The 4,496-nt window shown below is 69.9% G+C and carries 6 protein-coding genes and 1 pseudogene; 1 reads left to right on the top strand and 6 read right to left on the bottom strand.

The window, feature by feature from the left end:
* Positions 1-33: 33 nt before the first annotated feature.
* From BST40_RS27340 to BST40_RS27330, 3 genes are read right to left on the bottom strand one after another with little or no spacing between them, the layout of a single operon-like run.
* Entirely contained in the window at positions 34-852 is an 819-nt protein-coding gene (locus BST40_RS27340; RefSeq protein WP_083156448.1) for a hypothetical protein, read from the bottom strand.
* A 19-nt stretch (positions 853-871) separates the two neighbouring features.
* Complete coding sequence (locus BST40_RS27335) at positions 872-1,600, bottom strand: hypothetical protein (protein ID WP_083156445.1); 729 nt, start codon at positions 1,598-1,600, stop codon at positions 872-874.
* Positions 1,597-1,788 carry a hypothetical protein gene (locus BST40_RS27330; protein ID WP_244174507.1) on the bottom strand — a complete coding sequence of 64 codons (192 nt, stop codon included), beginning with the start codon at positions 1,786-1,788 and terminating at the stop codon, positions 1,597-1,599. The genes BST40_RS27335 and BST40_RS27330 overlap by 4 nt, the downstream gene beginning before the upstream one ends.
* A gap of 271 nt (positions 1,789-2,059) precedes the next feature.
* Here BST40_RS27330 and BST40_RS27325 point away from each other — a divergent pair, with 271 nt between their 5' ends.
* Positions 2,060-2,863 (top strand): phospholipase D-like domain-containing protein, encoded by an 804-nt coding sequence (locus BST40_RS27325; protein WP_158084047.1) that lies wholly within the window; start codon positions 2,060-2,062, stop codon positions 2,861-2,863.
* A 19-nt stretch (positions 2,864-2,882) separates the two neighbouring features.
* Here the strand turns inward: BST40_RS27325 and BST40_RS27320 are convergent, their stop codons facing one another.
* From BST40_RS27320 to BST40_RS32155, 3 genes and pseudogenes are all read right to left on the bottom strand, one after another.
* Complete coding sequence (locus tag BST40_RS27320) at positions 2,883-3,479, bottom strand: recombinase family protein (RefSeq protein ID WP_083156439.1); 597 nt, start codon at positions 3,477-3,479, stop codon at positions 2,883-2,885.
* Positions 3,476-3,964: a hypothetical protein gene (locus tag BST40_RS27315; RefSeq protein WP_083156436.1), complete on the bottom strand. Its 489-nt coding sequence runs from the start codon at positions 3,962-3,964 to the stop codon at positions 3,476-3,478. The genes BST40_RS27320 and BST40_RS27315 overlap by 4 nt, the downstream gene beginning before the upstream one ends.
* 181 nt (positions 3,965-4,145) lie before the next feature.
* Positions 4,146-4,496, bottom strand: a pseudogene (locus BST40_RS32155) (flagellar hook-length control protein); the annotation flags it as partial.

The following is a 4,496-nucleotide window of genomic DNA, read 5'->3' as shown; positions in this document are numbered from 1 at the left end:
CCTCGACATCGGTCACGGTCATCACCATGGACATCACGGGGTTGGGTCCGGCGGCGTGATCGTGACGGCGGCGATCAAGGCTTCGTAGCCGACGACGACGCTGCGCTCAGCGATGGCGGCGTAGGTGTTGTGGCGCTCGTCCACGGCCTCGCGGACCTGGACCGACGACCGCCACCCGAACGGCTGAGACGTGGCGACGATGGTGTCGGCCAGGCCCTCGACGTACCCGCCGCCCAGGATCAGACGATGGCCCGTCGGCGTCGTGAACCCGGTCCCGGTGCGGACCAGGAGGTGGGCCGAGGCCAGCCGCGCCGCCCACTGCATCCCGAGGTGGAAGTAGCCCAAGGTGTTGGTCTTGGCCATCGCCGCCTCCAGCGCGGCGACAGCGGCGATCACGTCGGCCACGGTCGGGGTCGCACCCAGGTCGGCGGCGTCCAGCAGCAGCCGGGCGGCGAACTCGCGCTCGACGGCCACCGCCTCCTCCAGCCGGAGAATCTGCGCGGCGCGCTGACGAACCTCGGCGCGTGACGGCGCGGTCAGATCACACTCGTCGTAGGCCCACACGGTCACCGGCTCGAAGATGTCGAGGATGGTCTGGCGCTCGCCCTCCTTACGGGGGCCGTCGAGGGCCGGGGGCTCGCACCAGGGGGCGTCCCAGATGCCGGACGCCTGGCCGTCGGAGTAGTTACCGCCTCGGACCTCCACGCCGCCGCTCAGCCAGCGCGTCGGGCCGTCGCCTTCCTCCGTCCACTGGGTGGCCGGGTACAGCCCGCCGGGCGACGGATTGACCAGCGGCGTTTCAAAGTGGACGGGCAGCGGCGTGGTGTAGGTGGTCGGCGCGGGCATGGTCATGGTTGGTTGGTCCTCTCGGTCAGTTGTCGTCGGTCTGGACGCCCAGCGCGGCCAGGGCGGCGCGCGGGTCGGTTGGGGTGGCCTTGGTGTGGTGGTCGCGGTGGGCATCACGGTCGAGCCGCTGGGTGATGGCCAGCGTGGCGTGGTCGAGGGTCCGGCGGAGCAGCGCGTCCAGCCGCTCCGAGCGGGACTCCTGACCACGCAGACCGGGCGCACCCGGCGGGTAGCCACGGGCCAGCATCTCGGAGAACTCGGCGTCGATGGCGCTGGCCATGGCGATGGCCTTCCGCGCCCAGGAACCGTCCTCCAGCTCCTCGTCGGTGATCTGGGGCAGCGCCGGGCGCGGAGCCAGATCGACGTAGGTCGTCACGGCGTACTTCCGCTTGCCGGGTTCGTCGGCCAGGTGCTTGGTCTTGCGTAGGGCGTGGCCCTCGGCGACCCATCCGACCGCCACGCCGACGCACTCATGGATGGCCTCCAGAAGCCACGGCACCGACGGGAACGTCGGATGACCGAACCGGGCGGGGCGGTGGGCGGCGCTGATGCGCTCCGCCAGCGGGATCACCGCCGCCGCGATCTCCTGCTCCAGAGACCAGGTGCCGTCGTAGTGAGCGGTGGTCAGCCCATTGCGCCGCCGCTGGCGCAGCTCCGCCTGGCTGTACCGGCGGGGCGGGCGCTGAGGCGCATCAGGCAGGCTGGCCAGGTGGGCGGGCGTGGCGTTTGTCCGATAGGGAGCGCGGCGGGTCATCGGGCCACCGCCTCCGCCCTGGCGGTGTCGGCCTTGGCGTCGCACGGCTCCAAGATGTCCATGAGCGCGTCGGCGCGCGCCTCGGTGACGTCCAGCTCCTTGATCAGGAACGCGCGCACCCGCCACCAGCTCAGCGCGGCGTCGGCCTCGTCCACCCGAGGGCCGGAGGTCTCACCTCGCGACGCCATGACGGCCTTCCGCGCGCGCCACTGCTCCATCGAGCGGGTGCGCGGATGGGCGTGGTGGCGGGGCTTCGAGGCGCTGTCATGTGGGCCAGTGTGCCACTCGATGGTGTAAGCCACACACGAAAAACGTTGCAGCGCAAGGCACTTCACCGACATGGGCGGGGTTGTCGCGCCTTACAACCTGGGAAATGTTGGGCCACAGACGCCAGAACTCAGTCCCAGCGCGGGAACCGGGGGTCTCGGCGTGTCGGACCGGTCGGGGATGATCTATCGCGTGCCCGGCTTCGACATCACTTCCATCCTCGACTTCAATCCGCCGCGCTACATCTGCCCGGCGTGCCGAGGTCTCATGCGAACGTTCAAGTCGGATCGCAAGAAGACACCCACAGAGCACTCCTGCCCGGTGTGTCAGGTCATCTATGACGTGGAGATCGACGGCGGCGACGACCCGACGTGGAACAGCTCATGGAACGTCAGCATCTACGACCACTTCAAGCAGAACGGGCTGCTGCTCGATCACAATGACCTCCTGAGCCACGCGACCACACTGGCCAAGGTTGTGCGGGACTCGCGTGGTCGGCGGGGGAACGGCACCGACGCCTGGCCGACCATGCGGACGTTCTTCGAGGTCGTGGCGCGCGCCAAGTACTTTGTGCATTTCGCCAGCTGGGGGATGAGCCATCAGCTGGTCGGCGCACTCAAGATGACGAGCATGCGGGTGCCGGTCTATGGGTTCGCCTCCAACGTGGACGCTGGCACACGCGCCGAACTGACCGAGTACCCGACCGAAGCGCCGGGGCTGACCGCCAAGGTCATCCCGACTGAGCAGAACATCTATGACGCGCCCCATCAGAAGCTGCTCATCGTGGACGGGCTGGTGGCGTTCAAGGGGTCAGCCAACTTGACCAACACGGGCTTGCGTCGGGCCGACCGAGGGCTCGATCTGTCTGAGACGGTGACGGACTATGTGGAGGTCACTGAGCTGAACAACAAGCTCTTTGCGCCGGTCTGGCGGCGCATCACTGCGCCCGAGGACGTGTACGTGCCCGACTACATGAAGCCGGAGAACCAGTGGTGACAGTGCCCGCGCGGCTCAGTCAGCCCGCCGCCCTGAGCGCCCGGTGGACCGTGGACAGGCTGACGCCCAACGTCTGGGCGATCTTGTCAACCGGCTCCCCGCTGGCGCGCATGGTGTGAGCCTGCCTGATCTTGTCGGCGCTGAGCGCCTTGGGCCGACCCATGTTGCCGCCGCGCGCCCGCCGCGCCGCCTTAGCCGCCGCCACCCGCTCCTTCTGGAGTTCCAGCTCCAGCTCAGCCAGGCTGGCCAGCACCCCGGCGATCATGCGCCCGGTGGCGTTGGAGGTGTCGATGCCCTCCCTGAGCGAACGGAGAATCACGCCGCGCTGGCCGAGGTCGCGGATGGTGGTCATCACCTCCGCCGCCGAGCGCCCGAGGCGGTCGATGCCGACGACAACGATGGTGTCACCGGGCCGGGCGTAGTCGAGCAGCGCGCCCAGGCCGGGGCGCTGCTCACGGGTCGAGGTGCCGGTCAGCTTGTCGGAGTAGACGCGCTCAGCGCTGACCCCGGCGGAGACCAGGGCGTCGGTCTGGGCGTCGAGGGACTGGTGCCCGGTGCTGACTCGGGCGTAGCCGAGGAGCTGGCCCGTGGTGGCGGTGGCGGGCGCAGTGGTCATCGGGCCACCGCCGCCTTACGCGCCGCCCGGCGCTCACGCCGACGGGCCAACCGAGCCGCCTTGGCCTTGGGGCTTTCCGCCGCCCGACGGGCCAGCCGACGCGCCCGCCGAGCCGCGCGCTTGGCGTCAGCCTTGTCGGCGTCGGCCTGGGGGTCGGGCGCGGACTGGGCCTTGGCCTTGGCCGGGCGCTTGGTCTTGGCCGTGGGCTGAGTCTTGGCGCTGATCAGCGCGGCGATGGCCTTGGCCTGGGGATGGTCCGCGAAGTCGGCGGCGGTAGCCCGCCCGTTGACCGCCGTCGGGACGGCGGGCACGGCCTTGGCACCCGCCTTCTGAGCGGCCTTGGCGGCGGCGTTGGCGGTCTTGTGCCAGCTGTACGCGCCGCCATCGGGGCTGATGACCGCGTGGGTGTAGGCCATCGTCCCGCTGGTGCGGGTGGCGCTGTTGCCCGTGGCCGGGTGGGTGGCGGTGTAGGTGACTGTGGCCATGGTGGGTCTCCTCGTGGTTGGGGTGGTCGTGGTCACCCACTCCAGTCTATGTCAAAAGTCTAAGCCGCGCTATTTTGATTTGACAGGACTTCTGACACTAACGGCCAGGGAAGACGGCCACGACCAGGGCCGGAGGATATGCCGTGTCAATATCAAGATTTTGACACGGACGGCCAGCTACCTACCGAGGGCGGCGGGGTGACCAGCCTCGGAGAGGGTCATACCCGTTGGTCTTGGGCTGAGGGACGGGCGTCGGCCTGGGCCTGGGCGGCGCGACCGGCGCGGGGTCGGCCTCGACCTCGGCGGGCGCGTCGGTCTCGATGACCAGCTCAGCCCCAGGCTCCGCGCTTTCCGCCCTGAGCGCCACGCTCGGCAGCGTTTCCACCACCTCGGGCGGAGCCTGGTCCGGCTCGGGCTGGCCGACGGGATCACCGGCCCGATGACGCACGACGGCCAGCCACTCGGCCAGCTCGTCGGCGGGGATGCCGCCGAGGCCGAGCACCTGGCGCGCTACCTCCACCTGGACCGGCCA

Origin of the sequence: Mycobacterium persicum, from assembly GCF_002086675.1 — a bacterium.
GTDB classification, from domain to species: domain Bacteria; phylum Actinomycetota; class Actinomycetes; order Mycobacteriales; family Mycobacteriaceae; genus Mycobacterium; species Mycobacterium persicum.
This window is presented reverse-complemented; position numbering and strand designations above follow the sequence as displayed.